The organism is Trichodesmium erythraeum IMS101, assembly GCF_000014265.1.
Classification (GTDB): domain Bacteria; phylum Cyanobacteriota; class Cyanobacteriia; order Cyanobacteriales; family Microcoleaceae; genus Trichodesmium; species Trichodesmium erythraeum.
The window spans coordinates 288,590-306,065 of record NC_008312.1 but is presented as its reverse complement, the minus strand read 5'-3'; the positions used below and the strand labels follow the sequence as shown (position 1 = coordinate 306,065).

Annotated in this window: 11 protein-coding genes; 5 read left to right on the top strand and 6 right to left on the bottom strand. The window is 32.1% G+C overall.

Annotation, left to right across the window (positions count from 1 at the left end; translation table 11 throughout):
• Positions 1 to 3: 3 nt before the first annotated feature.
• The 3 genes from TERY_RS00900 to TERY_RS00890 all read right to left on the bottom strand — a co-directional run bounded on the left by TERY_RS00900 (position 4) and on the right by TERY_RS00890 (position 7,540).
• Entirely contained in the window at positions 4 to 1,461 is a 1,458-nt protein-coding gene (locus TERY_RS00900) for an aminotransferase class V-fold PLP-dependent enzyme (RefSeq protein ID WP_011610087.1), read from the bottom strand.
• Between the two features lie 1,237 nt (positions 1,462 to 2,698).
• Positions 2,699 to 3,736 carry an IS630 family transposase gene (locus tag TERY_RS00895; protein ID WP_011610086.1) on the bottom strand — a complete coding sequence of 346 codons (1,038 nt, stop codon included), beginning with the start codon at positions 3,734 to 3,736 and terminating at the stop codon, positions 2,699 to 2,701.
• A 1,755-nt stretch (positions 3,737 to 5,491) separates the two neighbouring features.
• On the bottom strand, positions 5,492 to 7,540 hold the full coding sequence (locus tag TERY_RS00890) for a dipeptide ABC transporter ATP-binding protein (RefSeq protein ID WP_011610085.1): 2,049 nt from the start codon (positions 7,538 to 7,540) through the stop codon (positions 5,492 to 5,494).
• Positions 7,541 to 8,441: 901 nt separating this feature from the next.
• Between TERY_RS00890 and TERY_RS00885 the strand changes: the two genes are divergently transcribed.
• Both TERY_RS00885 and TERY_RS34295 read left to right on the top strand, forming a co-directional pair.
• Complete coding sequence (locus TERY_RS00885; protein ID WP_011610084.1) at positions 8,442 to 8,972, top strand: DUF4168 domain-containing protein; 531 nt, start codon at positions 8,442 to 8,444, stop codon at positions 8,970 to 8,972.
• Positions 8,973 to 9,990: 1,018 nt separating this feature from the next.
• Positions 9,991 to 10,131: a hypothetical protein gene (locus TERY_RS34295; RefSeq protein ID WP_196797183.1), complete on the top strand. Its 141-nt coding sequence runs from the start codon at positions 9,991 to 9,993 to the stop codon at positions 10,129 to 10,131.
• A 278-nt stretch (positions 10,132 to 10,409) separates the two neighbouring features.
• On the opposite strand, the gene TERY_RS00880 is transcribed toward TERY_RS34295, so the two are convergent.
• Complete coding sequence (locus TERY_RS00880; protein WP_011610083.1) at positions 10,410 to 11,075, bottom strand: DUF2301 domain-containing membrane protein; 666 nt, start codon at positions 11,073 to 11,075, stop codon at positions 10,410 to 10,412.
• An 85-nt stretch (positions 11,076 to 11,160) separates the two neighbouring features.
• Between TERY_RS00880 and TERY_RS00875 the strand changes: the two genes are divergently transcribed.
• Entirely contained in the window at positions 11,161 to 11,787 is a 627-nt protein-coding gene (locus TERY_RS00875; RefSeq protein WP_011610082.1) for a hypothetical protein, read from the top strand.
• A 291-nt stretch (positions 11,788 to 12,078) separates the two neighbouring features.
• On the opposite strand, the gene TERY_RS34290 is transcribed toward TERY_RS00875, so the two are convergent.
• Complete coding sequence (locus TERY_RS34290) at positions 12,079 to 12,303, bottom strand: hypothetical protein (protein WP_044136256.1); 225 nt, start codon at positions 12,301 to 12,303, stop codon at positions 12,079 to 12,081.
• A gap of 823 nt (positions 12,304 to 13,126) precedes the next feature.
• Here TERY_RS34290 and TERY_RS00865 point away from each other — a divergent pair.
• Positions 13,127 to 13,399, top strand: a complete 273-nt coding sequence (locus tag TERY_RS00865; protein WP_011610081.1) for a hypothetical protein — start codon at positions 13,127 to 13,129, stop codon at positions 13,397 to 13,399.
• Between the two features lie 1,101 nt (positions 13,400 to 14,500).
• Positions 14,501 to 16,090, top strand: a complete 1,590-nt coding sequence (locus tag TERY_RS00860) for a peptide ligase PGM1-related protein (RefSeq protein WP_011610080.1) — start codon at positions 14,501 to 14,503, stop codon at positions 16,088 to 16,090.
• Positions 16,091 to 16,385: 295 nt separating this feature from the next.
• On the opposite strand, the gene TERY_RS00855 is transcribed toward TERY_RS00860, so the two are convergent.
• Positions 16,386 to 16,991, bottom strand: a complete 606-nt coding sequence (locus tag TERY_RS00855; protein ID WP_011610079.1) for a hypothetical protein — start codon at positions 16,989 to 16,991, stop codon at positions 16,386 to 16,388.
• Positions 16,992 to 17,476 lie beyond the last annotated feature (485 nt).

The following is a 17,476-nucleotide window of genomic DNA, read 5'->3' as shown; positions in this document are numbered from 1 at the left end:
AATTTACTCTATGCATGTTCCTAAAAGTGTTTGGCCTCTATTTATCTGTTTTCTAGCAATTGAGATAGGAGTATTTTCTTTGAGTTTCCAAACACCTGTTATCTCATTTTTTTCGTAGTCAGACAGATAGTGCTTAAATCCATTGGCAGTAATTTGAGAAATAGCTTCAACAAAGCTATTGCAGTCTGCCAGAGTATTATAGACTGCAAAGCTAGCGCGGATGATAGTAGGAATATTGCATGTAATTCCCCTTTCAACTTCTTGAGCTATTTCTTGATCTTTTTGGTCGGAAATATTTTTTAATTTTCGGATATATTCGTATGTGCAGAAAGCCCCTGAACGTAGACCAATGCCATATTCTTGAGCTAGAATTTCTGCAACTAAGTATCCATCAAAACCTTCCAAGTCGAAAGGAATTACATGAGCTAGGGAACTTCCCGATATATAAAGTATAACACCTGGAATATTTTGTAGTTTTTGAAATGTATAATCCACCAGAAAATGTTCATACTCAGCAATTTTTTCTCTTCCTATCTTCTCAAGAACTTCAATAGCTTGTGCAATAGCAATTGCTCCCATAGCATTTGGAGTTCCAGGGTCATGCGCCCGCTCAGTATAAAATCTCTTAATTTCTAGTTTTTTAGTAATATAGGGTAAATTTCCACCACCTATTTGATAAGGAAAATCACGATCAAAAAACTCTTTTGGCCCAATTAAAACCCCTGTACCATAAGGTGCATACATTTTGTGTCCAGAGAAGGCTACAAAGTCCAAATGACATGGGTCAGCATCGGGAAGCATTTCAACACACTCATGCTGAATAAGCTGACACAGATCAGCGAAAATTTTCGCTCCGTAATTGTGGGCTAACTTGGCAATTTCATAAATCGGTGGTTTATATCCTGTAATAGTAGAAGCTCCTGTAATTGTAACTAATTTAATTCTTTTTTCCGCAGGTTTTTCTTTGTTTTCCTTGAGAATTTTCTCAATTTCTGCCAGGTTAATAGTTCCATCTGGAGCAGTGCGGTATTGAGTTACATTATTGCATGTCAGCCAAGGCAATAGATTTGAAGAATGTTCAATATCAGAGACTAGAATTTTTCCTGGTCGTTTTGCCCAAAGTGATGCTGCTTGATTAATTGCTCCTGTAGTATTTTGAGCAAAAATTACGTAATTCTCTGGAGAAGCCCCTACAAATTTACGAATAATATCCCGACTCTGATCGTACTTCTGAGTTGAAATCTGGGATTTTTGGCCAGCTCCCCGGTGTACACTGCCATAAGCATTTAACATATGGTCAACATATTGTTTCACTCCTGCTAAAGGTGTTGTTGTGGCAGCATTATCTAAGTTAATGTATTTAATCTGCTCTCCGAAACGATTTGTAATCTGAAAATTTAGTGCATCACAGTCAAAGAAAGATTTGACTTTATTTTCCCAAGATAGATAATTTTCATCCATAATGTTGGCTCCCTGCAGTTAATAAAATCCTATATGATAGCATAGGTTTAAGTAAATAAGTAAGAATCAAAAAACCCTAATACAATCAGGATTGTTTGGCCATAGAAAACTTGAAATTCTCAAAAGCCTACTCTAGGTTTTCAGAATTTTAATACTTGACAGCAAGCTTAAAGCTTAACTGATAACGGTTTTAGTCATTTCATTTTTTTTGCTTAATTCTTACTAATCTATTATATTACTATATTTACAGTGATTCAAGTTCTTCTAATAAAAACAATAAAGAAAGTTGAGTAATTTAGAGGTTTCACTAACTTACTGAACACCTTGGAATTATATTATAATCTTAAATCATACAGGACTTATGATGAGTAATTTTTGCTCATGCCCCGAAATTCAATCCATCTCCACATATAGCTTTCAACCAGTTTGTTACTCGGCGAGACCTTAAAAACATCATTAAAGGGATCATAATATCTATGGAAACAAGTTGGTATAGTATAGCCACTGGAGTTGTCTCTTTAATTGTACTTTCGTCGCTGTAGTAATTAACATAAAATACTTACTATGTATATACTTTACTCCTTTTTTGACTATTTTTTCACTAAAATTCCGTTACTCCTATCTTTTCCATAATTCCAGTGCCTCCTGACTCAGTATTTCTGATTCTTACCCAAACATATTTATACTCTTCATAAACTCGACGGGTAATATTCCGCCTCTGATCTCTCCTTCACTCACTGTACATGAGGGTTGTGATCCTTATAGGGCGACCTAATACTAGATATAAGTTTAAGGTTTCGCCATTCGTACTACTAGATTCCACCTTTCCTGCTAGCTGGTTTTTGCTTAGTTTTTGGTCGTTGTCAGCAATTTCAATTTAGAGGGCGAAATTCAAAGATGAATTAGATAGCAACAGGTAAATTTCTAAATTTGAGATAATGAATTAAAAGTCTGATGGAATGCTTTGGTATCTCCGTATATGTGAGTAGCGCGACGATTTTTCGCGACAGTAAAACTCAGTAGTTTCCTCAATGAGTGTTTTCTCATTTTGCCCTCATATTTTCGCGACAGTAAAACTCAGTAGTTTCCTCAATGAGTGTTTTCTCATTTTGCCCTCATCATGTAGTTTTTATACTATTTCTAGAAAATAATACTATTTTTAAAAGGTAGTCAACTAGGACTAGAGAAATAACAGAAGTTAGTTAAAAATAAAATTACATCAATAAATATAGCAATCCTAAGTAGGTTGCGGCAAAATTTCATACTGAAAAAGTTTTGGGAAATTGAATATTTGACCATCCGCAAAAAACTTAAATAGCCACTTAACTACTTTAAAAGAACTGCAAAGATGATAAAAAGTAATACTGAAATTTTTGGTTTGTAACCAAATATCTTCAACAGGATTTTGCTCCGGAGCATTGGGAGCAAATCTTGTACAATTTATCAACAATTCTTCTTCTGATAAGTATTGATTAATTGTCATTAAATATTCTCGAAATTCTTGAGAGTTATGGTAAGTTGCCCCATCCCAAAATATTGCCAATTTGTTGCCCGGTCTTTGCTTCTGCAAATATTTAATAAATTCAATAGTATTTTTAGTATTTCCACTCTCATATTCTTGCACAAGAAATTCCTTGGTTTTATAGTCTAAAGCTCCATAATAAGTCTGTCTTTCTTTTTCATTTTTAATTGCAATTTCTATTCTTTCATCTGTTTTTCCCCAAGCATAACCTAATATGTCTCCCCATAGAAGATGACATTCATCAATCATAAACACTGTAAGCTTTCCAGTTTCTATTTCTGGTTGCCATTTAGCTAAAAATTCCTCTATTTCTTTTCTTTTAACTTCTACTAATTCATCATTTTTAGCAGGATTCTTTTTTTGAGTTTTTTTCCAACTTATGCCCGCTTCTTTAAACAAGTTATAGTAACTTTGATTAGACTCAAAAACCACATCATATTGCTCCTGTAAGTAGTTTTTTAAATCTGATAACCTAAGATAATCTTGTGCTCTCAACCACTCAATTGTTTTCTCTTTTTCGACCGTTTTTAAGTAACCTTGTCTCCCTTGATACTGAAGCCTTAAACTTTCTACACCATGAAATAATGCTTGGTTTTTCCATTCACTAATAAAACTGTGAGAAACATTTAATAATTCTTTGACTTCATGGTAGGATTTTCCTGACAAGGTCATTTTTACGGCCAAGGCCCTTTTAATTTCTTTAGACTCTTTTGTTTGATTAATAAAATCATTTAGTTTATCTATAATATTCATTTTTTGTCTTTTTCTTAGATCTGTTATTCTTACTATTATATCTGTTGCGACCAATATGGGATTGCTATAGTATTTAAAAATTAAAAAAATAAGTATAGTAAAATTTTTGATAATTGGTATTATTAACAATCTGGCCTTGTTTAGGAATAGATACTCATTGACTTGATTTCCATCACTGACCAAAAAATAGTATGGCTAACAAGGGTATATTTGCCGGAGCTAAATAAAGTTTTCAGCACTACGGTTTCCAATTATTCAACTCAAAATTTTTACAAATTTATCTCAAATTCAACTGTGGATAATAAGTAGATACTTCAAAAATAGTAGTTTGCTGAAATAAGCACTCTTCCAATTGATAAAAATTCTCATTATTTATGTGGATAAATGATTTATATAAAATAATCACTGTAGATTTATTTACAGTATAAAAAAAGTCTTTATACAAAAAATAATTTCTCTAGAATTAATTTTCGCAGTTGAAACATAACTTTCGATGATTATTTGGGAGGAGATCCATGATTATATTAACATTCATATAGCTTGGGAGATTTATGGCGACTGGGAATCTTTGAGTATTTTTCAAAATATAGTCTGGCATTTATTACCCTAGGAGTTGTACTAAACTTTACTCTATTTAAGTCATATAAATCATTTTTACCCCAGATATACAATTTTTAATTTTTCTTTTTCTTAGCTTTTTTTATTCATATTATTTACCTAAATTTTTGTATTTCTAAAGCATTAAACTAATAATATACTCCTTATTATTAAGATTTAAATAATCATCAAAAACCCTTTTTTTTGATGCAAAAATTACCCACTAACCTTACATTTTTTCTAAGATTTTTTTTTACTTTTCTTAGCTTTTATCTTATTTTAACTAGTTTTAACCTGAGCTTTTTGTGAGGAATTAAAGATTAGTGAAATACCTTTGTGTGATTTCTTAATTTTTCCCAGTAACACTTCAGATTCTGTTGACTCAAAGCAAGGTTGGGTAATGTTTAAATTAAAAGATAATGTAGAATAATCTATCTTTACTAGTGTGTAACTGAGCTAAAATACCTCTTCCCACAAACCTTTAATGATGTTTTTTGAATAATATTTACTAATATATCTGATGAAAAGACTTTAATCCTTGAATTCAAGTACTTTATGGTTTAATAGGTGTTAATGATTTTGAAACTATTTTGTTTTAAGACTCGTTCATATTTAGCAATTTTTGAGTCGTTTTACCCTCTTTCACAACAACTATTAGGTAGATTTAGTCAAAAATATATCACTTCTGTAACCGAGTATAATTTTCTTCAATAAGTATTAGAGTTTTTTGGTGTGAGAAAATTTGAAGTGCTCAAAAGGTTAATATATAAAGTTTTTATGATTTTAGATATGTCAAAGCACTATAAACTTGAAAGGATAAGGGTTTTAGCCATTTTTTTCCTTAATTCCCAACAAGTCTACTATGTGTAGTTTGATTTTAGGAAAGTGGTATAACCTAATCAAAAATTGTGAGTCATCAGAAATGATGACTATGGATTATTTTGAGAGATGTGAACTATGTTGCTTCATGGTTTCTTTAACTGAATGAATCAATTTACTAAACCAAAATCTACCTGGTCTCCATTTGGAAAAGGAAACAAAAAAGGTAAACCTAGAAACGAAGTTTTTTTTCTAGGTGTTTTTTGTGAAAAACAAACATTTATCCCAGAAACTGAGGGTTGGCGTAGGTAAGTCCTATCTATTCTTATAGGCGATATGTTAATTGGTATAAGTCTTTCCCATAGGAATAGAAGCAATAAGTTGGCGTGTATATTCCCGTTGCGGTTGATCATAAACTTGTTCGGCAAGACCAATTTCTTCAATTTTGCCTTGTTTCATTACCATTATCCGATCGCTCATAAATTTCACAACACTCAAATCATGGGAAATAAAAATGTATGTCAACCCAAACTCATCCTGTAATTCTTTTAATAGGTTCAGAACTTGTGCCTGTACTGAAACGTCTAAGGCTGAAACGGACTCATCACAGATAATTAACTTAGGATTCAATGCCAAAGCACGGGCAATACAAATCCGTTGGCGCTGACCCCCAGAAAAAGCATAAGGATAGCGACTTAAGGAGTCAGCAGTTAATCCCACCCTTTCTAATAAATGTGCTGCGCGATCGCGCCTCACTTTAAAACTATTACCTACACTGTGAATTAACATTGGTTCCATCACAGCTGCGCCAACTGTTAAGCGAGGATCAAGTGAACCAAAAGGATCTTGAAAAATAATTTGCATATCCCGCCGGCACCTTCGCAACATTTGCTCATATTTTTCTTGATTAGAATTGTTCCCACTTTTTGACTGAAGGTTTTTTAGCGATCCCAAAAACTTCTTAATTCCTAACTTACCTGTTTGGGAATTTGTAATTTCTTGACCTTCAAAAAATACCTGCCCACTGGTAACTGGAATCAGTTGGAGTATTGCTCTCGATAAGGTACTTTTACCACAACCAGACTCTCCTACTAAACCCAGAGTTTCACCAGGAGAAACAGTAAAAGAAACATCATTAACTGCCATCAATAAGCGCTGAGTTTGACCAAACATTCCTTTTATTGGGAACCCGACTCGCAAATGGTTAACTTGCAAGATAGGATTTTTAGCTGTTTGAGGTGCTTTTTTCTCTGGCAAATCTAGATTTTGTGGTTGTGCTACTGCCGTGTTTTTTTCGCGAATTTCTATTTCCCCACTAGAGTTGATCACCTCTTCCATAAAATCAGAAACAGTAGGTAGACGCAAAACTTTATTATGTAGAGGAGGCCTACAAGCTAATAAACCTTTTGTATAAGGATGCTGTGGCTGAGAAAATATTTGCTTAATATCACCATATTCAACTATTTTCCCTTGATACATTACTGCTACGGTATCAGCTACTTCGGAAATTACTCCTAAGTCATGGGAAATAAATATAATAGACATTCCTCTGCTTTTTCCCAATTCTCGTAACAAGTCTAAAATTTTTGCTTGCACTGTAACATCTAAAGCTGTTGTCGGTTCATCTGCAATTAGTAAGGTAGGGTTGCAAGAAATTGCCATTGCTATCATTACCCTTTGAATTTGACCGCCAGAAAGTTCGTGGGGGTAACGATCTAACATGGCTAACTTTTTTTGATTTACTTTCACCATGATTTTGCGTTGACGGAGCCTGGCGACAGCTTCACTTTCCTGTCCTAGCCTAACAGCAGGTTTGCTATCTTCATCTACTATTTTGGCTCGTCCCCGTTTAAATTTTGCTTGTAGTAAGTCTTGACTATGTTCAGTTATTTCTTCTAGACATTTTTGTCGCAATACCTCATCATTAGGAAGAAGCTTTACTTCTTGAAGTAGGGATACTGCTTGACGTCGTGCTTCTCCTAATGAAACATTTTGATGAAATCTAATAGCTTCTGTTAATTGAAATCCTATGGTGTAAACTGGGTTTAAAGAACTCATAGGTTCTTGGAAAATCATTGAAATTTTCCCACCTCGGTATTGTTGTTTTTGCTGATCTGATAATTCTAATAAGTTGACTGGTTGAGAGTTGTACGCGTTTTCTGCTAAATTATTGAACCAAATTTCACCCTGAATTTGGCAAGATTTCGCCAGTAGTAAACCCATAGTTGCCAGAGATGTGACAGATTTTCCAGAACCTGATTCTCCAACTATGCCTAAGGTTTGGCCTCTTTTAATCCTAAAGGATATACCATCAACAGCTGTTACTAGTTTTTCTTCAGTTGTAAATTGAACTTTGAGGTTACGAATATCTAATATAATATTAGTCATTATGATTTGTAAACTAAATACTAACAATTCAGTCAATGTAGATAATTAATTATACCACTTTGAAAAAAGAATGCTACAAAAAGGTGCATCTTAATTTGATATCTTTAAAAATATCTGCTCCAATTGATTTGAGATATATATGCCTATCATTATATACATTTTTTTTCAATATTTTCTTCTTCTTACTTCTTCCTTCTGACCTAGCTCTATTCAATATATGCCCTTACCATTTGTCAAAAACATTGGTTACTCTTAGTATTATATCTATAAAAATAGTCTTACTATTATTTTTACTATTAAAATTCAACTATAAATTCATATTTTTGTTCTGAAAAATAGGACAAAGTTATTAATTTACTAATCAGATAAAATGAAGATTTAGTTATCATCTCAAACTTACTGCTATTACCCTAAAATTTATTGATACCAAACATTTATAAAGCCTAGTTAGTGATTTAATTTTTTTCGATTTTTAGTATCTATAATTGGTATTTTTCTACTAAAATTAGCAAATTATTTGAGGTTTTAAAACACAAATTATTAAAAATAAAATATTAAAATACACTAATTTTATCACTTATATAGACTTTACTAATTAATTTTTTTTATGGAAAGTAGAGATAATATTACAGATATTAAGTTAATTAAATTTTCTCTACTCTCATTAAATATAATTAATTAAGAAGGTATGTGTAAATAAATTTCAGGTCTATTCAAAGTCAAAGCTTCCCTGGGTTACAGGCTAATCACAGAGATTATTAGGTTGAATGGGTACATCTGCACCTAACTCACTCTAAATCAAGATTTAATATTTGATTTACAGATACTCTCTAATCTGGAACTTTTTCAGGTTAATACAATTCTATATATTATAGTTTAATTCTTATTTTTGATCAGAAGTATGAAAATTAAAGCTTTAGCTCATACTATTCAACTATGTCCCCAGAGGTTGTTGTCCAGGTCTGTATTAGTAGTAACTTTGTCTACATTAGGTTTAATGATAAATATAACACCTAGATGGTTTAACCTTTCATTAGATTCTATATTTACTACAGCAGTCTATGCTCAAGAATTACTCACAGATCAAGCCATTACTCCTGAAGAAATAAATAAATATGCTTTTTCAGTATTAAAAATTGAGAATCTAAGAATAGAAGTATATAGAGAAATTAAAAATGAATTTCAAAAACGAAGTCCCGGAGGGTCTGTTCCACCAATAATTTGTAATGAGAAAAGTAGTGTTAATGCTTTACCAAAAAATATTCAGGTAATTGCTATGAGTTACTGCAAGCAAGCTAAAAAAATTATTGAAGGAAATGATTTGACGGTTTCTCGGTTTAATGAAATTACACAGATCCAAAGAAAAGATAAAACTTGGCGAGAAAAAATTCAAGCTGAATTAATTCGTATTCAACAACAAACTGGTAATTAAGAAAGCAGCTTTGATAATTTTGACTATGATTTTTCTGGAAATAGCGACCACCCAATTCCTAATTAAAAAGCATTTTTAACTTGACAAATTTAGATTTCATACCTATACCTCACCAAAACCAAGAAAGTGTAAGTTTTCCTAGAACTCAAAAGTAATTTCCCATGAGAGTCATTTCATCTATCACTCTTGAGTGCTTTAGTCTAACGGCGTGAAATCTAAAACTTCCTTTTTTTTTATTTTGGTCTATTTCTGTTTCTGTTTTGTTCTGATAAAGTTGGCGTTATCCAGTCCACAGGCTATTACGATCCAACTGACAGCCGTTGCTTGAATATAACTAGCATTCTAGTCTCGATCGCAACTACAACTACAAGGTTTTGTTGTTGCACAAGAAAGAGAAATTAGGATAATAAGTAGGTAAGGGTGAAAAAAAAACTTAGCTATATTAAGATTTGTGTGTTGACTCTAAGCTACTCCATACAGTTTATTTGAGTAAATTTACATTTTGTTACATAGCGACAAATTTTAACACCGACCTACTTATAATAACAGCAAATGGTACAATAAACTAGAATCTAAGTCCAAAATTTAAGATTCGTTAAGTCGAAATTCAAGTCTAAGTCAAATCCTCTTAACAAAACTACAATTAGAAAAAGTTTTAAAATTAGGGAACTATCTGTAAATAATGATGAGCTCAGAAACACATAACTTATACTCGTACTTGTGCTTGTCCGAAGGAACTCGTAAAAACCATATCAGTATCTACCCTTCTAGCTGTAGTTAGTTATTAAGTGAAAGTCAATTAATAAAGTTCTGTTTTTGTTACTAGTATAGCAAGCAATCTAATCATAATTTTGAAGATAAATGAGGTATTATAGAATTCTACAGTAGATAAAAATAGCATATTATATTTTTATTTTGATCGAAGACTTGGTAGTCCTCTGTTATAGTGATAAGTCAATATAATTGATTATTGATTGACATTAATCTTGAAAATATTACGTTTATCTGGACTTAAAATTTGAAAATTTCATTGTGGGCGATCGCTACATTTAATCAGCTATCAAGTTATGAGGAGTTTTTTATCAAAATCATCCCTATAATTACTGTAAATATGGCTAAAAAATCCATAATGTTTAATTTCCACAAACCGTTGCTGTAAATATCTGAAATAAAAACATTTTAATCAATCATTCAGTTACGACTAGGGTGGAGTTTTCAAGAACATATATTAATAAAAATTACTTTAACAGAGGTTATTTTTAAACTGCTTTTGATGTTTTTTTCAGCGACATTGATATATGACAGACAAGAGGGAAAAGGCAAATAAAAAAAGCTAGATTTCAAGTTTTTTAATTAGTATAGTGGGCAATTTTTTAGTAGTACATATTATGTTAAACTAAGCAATATTTGCCCACCCTAACTATTGTCTAAGGATGATCAGCTTTTTTCCAATTTTTTTTGTTGATGTAAATATTCAAAAACAGTCTTATCCCCAATATCTGGAGGTATTGGTTGAAATGCCTTTCGGATAGCAAAAATCATAAATAGGAAAGCCCAAGTTCCTAATAAAAACTCTTTCATTTCAATTGATAAAAAACCAACCAAATGAGATAAGAGTAAAAAAGGTACTAAAGGTGTGAGTAATTTAGTTTCTAAACGGTTAAAGCAAAAAGCTTCTTTGAAATAAATACCAGTCAAAGCAGCAAATGTAAAACCTACACCGAAAATAGAGACAGGATTGTTGTAAACTGTTAATGCAAGTGGGTCACTACTTTTAATTGCTAAGATTACTGTAGTAATAGTCCCTATGATCCAAAATAGTTGGAGTAGTCGATGTAAGCTGGCCATATAAATATGAATAGTGGTTAAACTTACAGCACTAGCTAGATAAAAACAGCCAATGATGGGCGTAAGTGCTTTAATGATGATGGGGTTTTCACCAAGCCATAATACTAGGACACTGCCTAATGCAAAACTAAGAGCAGCTATCATTAAGCCACTACGATAAATAATTACACTAAGGCGATCGCTTTTAGTTATAGTAAAATCTCCGAACTGTCCTTGATAAATTATTGGTTCTGGGGACTGTGTTATTTGTGTCATAGTTTACTCGTCAGATAGATTAATGGAATTTTTTATTCTATATATATACTCTTTAAATGATAAACCTGAATAAGGTAAGAATTATATGCCAAAATCTAATCAAAGACCAAATAAAAATAAGTCTAAACCTGATAATATACACCTGAAACCAATTGAAATTGATGAGACTATTGTATCAGGAAAAACATCTAAACTGAATGGTAGAGAAAATTTAGGTAGAACTGCGCCTATTGAAGATTTTTTACAGCATATTGATGCTTTTGAAGAGATAGTAAAAGATAATGATGAAGAAGAAAAAAATCGGAGGGAAGTTTTTGAACAAAAATTAGAAGAAGTTTTCGGCACTACAAATTTAGAAGTTAATCGAAGTAATTTAAAAAAGTATTTAAAATATCTGAAGAAAAATCTAAAAATTCCTTGTTTAGTTAAAGGTATGGAAGAGTTTGAATGGGAAGAATATTATACGATGGGTCCAGGAAGTACAAAAGAATATAAAAAGCTCAAAAAGACACAACCATCTTACACAGATAAGTTTAATCTTTTAAATTTAGACCAGAAATTAGACGTCGAAGATGGAATTTTAGGTGTGTTAGAACGTACTACAGATAATTTAAAGTTTACATTGCCATTGGTTGATTTAGAAGCGGTTGCAGAAAACTCTGTTAATGCTCAATTATTAGAAGATTATGCGATGTGGTTTTTTCGTTATTGATAAGTGGTGAAATAATTATAGTAGTCCACACATTGGTTGTGGCAAAATTCCATACTTAAAAACTTTGGAAAAGTTGAATATTCAAATATCGGTAACAAAAACTTTAAATAACTTAACTATTTTTAAATAACTACAAAGATGAGCAAATTGTCTGATGAAGTTTTGGGCTAGTTACCAAATATCTTTAACAGGGTTTTTCCCGAGGCATCGGAACAAATTTTGTACAATTTATCCAGGATTATGCTTCGGATTTTGAGTATTAATTATCATTAAATGTTAATTAGAATTATATCAAATTATGATCAGTTGCTCTATGCCCAAATATTGCTGATATTTTTCCGGGATTTTGCTGCTGTAAATACTTAAATATTTTTTATGGTATTTGCAGTATTTCGACATCTTTTCAAGATGAATAAATTCTGGGTTTTGATAGTCTAAGGTACCAGAATAAGTCGACTTTTCTTTTTTATTAGTAAAGTAAAATTTCTCTTTTTTTATCTGTTGTTTCTCAACCATAACTTAAAATATATCCTCATAGCAGATGATATTGTTAATCATAAATATTGCTTGCTTTATGAGTTATATGTGTAGTTGCTATTTAGCCAATTTATCCTCTATAACTTTTGTTTTATTTCACTAATTAATCATTTTTAGTAGGATTATTGGTACTGTACTATTGCAAGATTATATGTAATTTATTCCTAATTTTAAGGTTTTAATAAAATAGCGATCGCTCCAAATAATAATTACAGAATTTAACTCAGATTATATGATAAAGTTTTTGCTGCCTAGTTCAGAATAATATTTAATAACTTGGCAGCTACAATTCTGATATTGATAAATTCCCCCCCTTCTTAGACTATTTTTTATAATGTTATTAGAGTCATATTTTAGACAATTTATTTTCATGATTGGGCGGGGGTATACGTCAATTAAAATTTTCTACTTCATTAGAAATCATCCCGCAGTGATGAAACACCAAAAAAAGATATTATTTTTACTATTATATCTGTTATGATTTACTTGGGATTGCTACATATATTAGAGCTTACAGTAGGTTGCAGATTAATGTGATACAAATGAGAAGGTAAATATTGTTTTACTTGTTCCCTATTCACCACTATTTTGTCAATTTTCATGCTGATGGGTTAAAACTAAGTTGAGAAGAAAAGAGCGTAAAGTATACAAGGGAAAAAATTTAATTTAATAAGTGACCCATTTTTCAAGATGTCTACTGGTTCCTATTCAAGATAAAATTTTCTTATGGAAGGTAAATTTTTTGTCTAGTTTTGAGTTAAGATATTTACATAAATAATATTTGATAATTATAAAGTGAATAATGGAAGCTTTTAATCCAATTTCTCCCCAATGGACTAACTCAGCAATTCATGGGTTTGGTTTCTGTTGTCCTAAATGTGGGGCAAGCACAATGGAGGCACAAGCTGTATGGATAAATCGGCGATCGCCTGTATATACAGAAAATAGTCGTCGCAAATGGCAAGAATTTTATTATTGTCATTGTAATACTAGTTGGTGGGCTTGGAGTAGCGATCGCCCACCTTCTAAGTACGCTCGTAGTAACAAAGATGATGATATGAATTATTTTGATTAAAGTAATAATTTAAAACTGTTTCGGTCTAGTTTATTGGATAGATCTCTTAGGTTGTAGTCTCCCCTCTTGAGTAATTCAATAAATTCTTTTATCATCTTCGTTTCTGACTTTTGTTATACTTCTTTCTAATATTTTTTCAGTTCAGATAAAAATTCTTTTTAAAAGAATATTATGCTTTATTCCTGATTAATATTGGATTTCAAGTAATTAAACTACTTAGGCATATAAAAGTATATGTCAAATTTTAAGACAGATTACTAAAAATTAGGTAATATAAGAGATAGGCAACTAGATCTGTTTTCCTTTGGCATTTTCCCAAGCCTAGGTCTTACAATCTAACAACTCTGAAATTTTTAGCTAAGTTGAAAAATCACTTCCCAGAAGTTATCACTCTGAAAATTCACCAAAAAACTAGCTTGAATTACCAAAAAACTAGCTTGAAAGCCTCACCTTTCTACGGTAATTTTTTGGTTATTCTTATTATGTTATCATTTTGTGAGTTACAAATCCATTTTATTTTATGAAAGCGAGATTTAAGTGCCGTATATATCCAACATTGGGACAAAAATACCGAGAGCGCAAAAGGAGCAAATGGTTGTGTCCGTCTTGTTGGAAATAATAGTTTAGCAAAAAAAGTGAAAAGTATCAATCAAAACAGAAAAAACCTGTTAGCTCCCTTGCTATACAAACAGTTTATTACTCAAGCGAAAAAAAACTCAAGAAGTGAGAGAGGTTAGAGTGGTTATTAGAGGTTTCTGAGTGCTCTTTAGCTATAGCAGCAATTTTTAAACTATCTATTATCCAAGCTGATAAAAATTGATTTTGTACCGACGCCTTTATCTAACATCCCTAGGTAAGAGAAAGGGTAACCAACCCCTATCCTCTCGGTGAGAGAGGAGCAAGAGGGTTGGGTAATTTAAAACCAGAAAGTTACGGGCAAACTTAAAGGTTTACAAAGTAGAATGGGTTTGTTCATCCCTTGGCTTGGGGACGATAGCGAGGGCCATTTTAGATAAACGGGACTTACCCAAAGGCACTAAATGCTGATTATTATAGATGTCAAATTAGTTCTATCAAACTCAATAATAATTGATAAAAACTATGACAAAATTAGATACTGCTAATAGAGAAAAAGCCTTACTATTCAGGGAACTACAAACTCATTTATGCGATCGCTGGCAAAATATAGATTTACCTGACCAGGGTGACTCGGATATTTTGATTATCCCTTCTGTAAGCCTAGACCAACGAGAGTTGCTAAAAATACAGGGTGCTCACAATTACGAAGAACGACATCTATTTTCTTTAATACGTCTGCGTAACCCCCGCACCCGATTAATTTATGTTACTTCTGAACCTCTACATCCCAGCATTATTGACTACTATTTGCAACTATTACCAGGAATTCCTTTTTCTCACGCTCGCGATCGCTTGCTCCTATTTGCTACTTATGATGCTTCTAGCAGGCCTCTAACTGAAAAAATTTTAGAACGCCCCCGTCTCATTGAGCGTATTCATCTGGCGTTGCGTCAGGAAAAATCTTACATGGTTTGTTATAATTGTACTCCACTTGAACGAGAATTGTCTGTGCACTTAGGTATTCCTCTATTAGGGACAGACCCAGATTTGAGTTATTGGGGTACTAAAAGTGGTAGTAGACAAATCTTTACTGAATGTAATATTCCTCATCCTGATGGTAGTGAGTTAGTTTGGAATGTTGATGATTTGGCATTAGTAACATCCCAGTTGTGGGAACGGCAACCTCACCTCCAACGGATAGTTATTAAGTTGAATGAGGGTTTTTCAGGAGAAGGTAATGCCCTGTTAGATTTACAACCACTACAAAAAGTCGGGAAGAGTGATAGGGTGAAAGCTATACTTAATAGTTTTAGGACACTGCGGTTTCAGTCTGTTGATGAAACTTGGGAAAATTTTAGTAAGCGCATTTTTGAACTAGGGGCAATAGCAGAAGCTTTTATAGAGGGAGATGTGAAGCGATCGCCCAGTGTGCAAGCTCGAATTACACCTAAAGGTGAAGTTGAAATTATCTCTACCCATGACCAAATTTTGGGGGGACCTGATGGGCAAATTTTTATCGGTTGTCGTTTTCCTGCTGATGAAGCTTACCGATTAAATTTACAAAATTTAGGTATAAAAATCGGAAAAGTTTTGGCGAGAAAAGGTGCTTTGGATAAGTTTGGAGTAGATTTTATCGCTGTAAATAAAGGTACAAATAAATCGCCAAAATGGGATTTATTTGCGATTGAAATTAACTTACGTCGGGGTGGTACAACTCATCCATTTATGACATTAAAGTTATTAACAAATGGAAGTTATGATTATGAAACTGGTTTATTTTATAGTCAGCACGGGCCTGCAAAATTTTACAAAGCTACGGACAATTTACAAAAAATTTGTTATCGGGGTTTATTGCCTAATGATTTAATGGATATTGTGGCTTTTAATAGATTACATTTTGATAGTAGTACTGAAACAGGAACGTTATTTCATATGATGGGTTGTTTATCACAATTTGGCAAATTAGGCTTAACAAGTATTGGTAATTCTCCTAAACAAGCAGAGGAAGTTTATCAGAAAGTTGTTGATACTTTAGATAATGAAACTGTAGGAAATAATAAGAGTTGGGGATTACCCACAACTAATACTATTTCTTGGAATAGTTCAATTTAATTTATTATTACTAAGCTTGAGTTTTTTCTTTCGAGATGCTGAACTAACAGGAAACATGGATGTTAATAGGCATTTCATGGAAGTCAAAAGTTAACCACCTCCTTGGGGATAAATAAATAAGATTTATTCTGAACAAAACTTTGACTCCCTAAGTAGTCTCAGGAAATTATTTGACATCTAAACTAAAGTTTAAAACTATTCGTAAAGTTCTTTTTTTTTGCCCTTGGTATAATAGGTGGTAAATCCTAGGTTAATGTAGAGTTTATAGATGAAAAAAAGTTGGTCTGAAACTGCGTCACTTACCACCTAATACCTGGTCCTGTTTGTCTGAAATTTTAATATTGTTTTTGGGTATAATATATTGTCTGCCCCAAGGCTTCAAAAAAGAAATAATAAATATAAAAACTAGGCTCAAAATTTGAATTGCTCCGCCAATAATTATAGCTTTAGTATCAAACATAAATAGAGGATTACTTAATGCTTTTAACCTTTCATGATCAGCAATATCAGTCATAGCATTAGTCCAAGGACTTAACCAAAATGTTCCAAAGGTTATTAATATACTAGTAATAATCCACTTAGTAATTACCCAATAAAATTTAAAAAAACCCCAAACTGTTAACCAGCAAAGTAAGGCTCCAGTCATTAAAGTAGTATTAGCTGCTGGAACAACTACCCAGTCATCTAATAATTTTACAACAGAGTTAATTCCGTAAAGTTGATCACCGTTAGTAGTATTAAAATTACTAACCACAATAATTAATATCGAAAGGGCAGTACCAAACCAAATTGCTCCAGAAATAACATGAGCAGATATGAGCCAATTTTTTTGGTTTACCGTTAGTCTAATTTCTGACTTCTGCTTCTTTTTTTCCTTGGCTATGACTGACTGATTAGTCATAATTGATCTCCTGATTATATTTATTAATTTATGATAGCTATTCCTCCTATTTTAACCCAAAAACTACGATTTTTTTCTTCAGAACATTTATAATCAGTAGTTACAAATATACCATCATATATAGTAGGAGTCAAGGGTAGTAAACCATGAAAATAGTGTATAATTTAGGTAGGTACCTAAGTTATAATCATAACTAATGGAAAACAATATAGAAATTCATAAGCTTCTATATAATAGATTTATTGGGAATTAAGAAAAAAAACACCTAAAACCTTTATCAGTTCAGGTTTAAGGGTTATTTCATTACTTACAATCCTAAAAACCTTACAGAGTAAGCTTTTGAGCATTTAAAATTTTCCTACACCCTATTATATCAATTATCACAAATTTTGCTGTACTTAAATTTAATATATCTAAGTACTATTTATTAGGGTAATTTCATTGTTGACCAACCTATATTGTTTCTCTGGTTATTTTGACTAGCC

Coding starts and splice junctions, on each gene's coding strand:
- TERY_RS00900 (WP_011610087.1), bottom strand. CDS start 1,461: ATGGATGAAAATTATCTATCTTGGGAAAATAAAGTCAAATCTTTCTTT.
- TERY_RS00895 (WP_011610086.1), bottom strand. CDS start 3,736: ATGAATATTATAGATAAACTAAATGATTTTATTAATCAAACAAAAGAG.
- TERY_RS00890 (WP_011610085.1), bottom strand. CDS start 7,540: ATGACTAATATTATATTAGATATTCGTAACCTCAAAGTTCAATTTACA.
- TERY_RS00885 (WP_011610084.1), top strand. CDS start 8,442: ATGAAAATTAAAGCTTTAGCTCATACTATTCAACTATGTCCCCAGAGG.
- TERY_RS00880 (WP_011610083.1), bottom strand. CDS start 11,075: ATGACACAAATAACACAGTCCCCAGAACCAATAATTTATCAAGGACAG.
- TERY_RS00875 (WP_011610082.1), top strand. CDS start 11,161: ATGCCAAAATCTAATCAAAGACCAAATAAAAATAAGTCTAAACCTGAT.
- TERY_RS34290 (WP_044136256.1), bottom strand. CDS start 12,303: ATGGTTGAGAAACAACAGATAAAAAAAGAGAAATTTTACTTTACTAAT.
- TERY_RS00865 (WP_011610081.1), top strand. CDS start 13,127: ATGGAAGCTTTTAATCCAATTTCTCCCCAATGGACTAACTCAGCAATT.
- TERY_RS00860 (WP_011610080.1), top strand. CDS start 14,501: ATGACAAAATTAGATACTGCTAATAGAGAAAAAGCCTTACTATTCAGG.
- TERY_RS00855 (WP_011610079.1), bottom strand. CDS start 16,991: ATGACTAATCAGTCAGTCATAGCCAAGGAAAAAAAGAAGCAGAAGTCA.